Source organism: Escherichia sp. KCJ4928 (genome assembly GCF_004352695.1).
In the GTDB taxonomy this organism is placed as follows: domain Bacteria; phylum Pseudomonadota; class Gammaproteobacteria; order Enterobacterales; family Enterobacteriaceae; genus ECMA0423.
The window spans coordinates 1-253 of record NZ_SJWV01000862.1 but is presented as its reverse complement, the minus strand read 5'-3'; the positions used below and the strand labels follow the sequence as shown (position 1 = coordinate 253).

Below are 253 nucleotides of genomic sequence, written 5' to 3'. Positions count from 1 at the left end.
TACGCTCCCGGCCCAGCAGGTAATCAACCGGACCACTGCCACCGCCTTTTCCCCTGGCATGAAACTTAACTATCATCCCGTTCTCCCTGTTTACGGACCTCATCCCTCAGCTCACTCAGTTCACGTCCGATGGCCATCAGTGCAGCCACCACATGAACCCGGTCATGCCCCGACCACTGTCCGCTGTTTATCTTCCGGGCTATCTGATTCAGGTTATTGCCGACCGAAGCGAACTGGCGCAACAGCGGCGGTG

The 253-nt window shown here is 57.7% G+C and carries 1 protein-coding gene; it reads right to left on the bottom strand.

The genetic code is table 11. The features are described 5' to 3' along the window. Nucleotides 1–65 precede the first annotated feature (65 nt). Nucleotides 66–253: MobC family plasmid mobilization relaxosome protein (locus E0D98_RS27130; RefSeq protein ID WP_039380836.1), on the bottom strand; the 188-nt coding region annotated here is incomplete at its 5' end.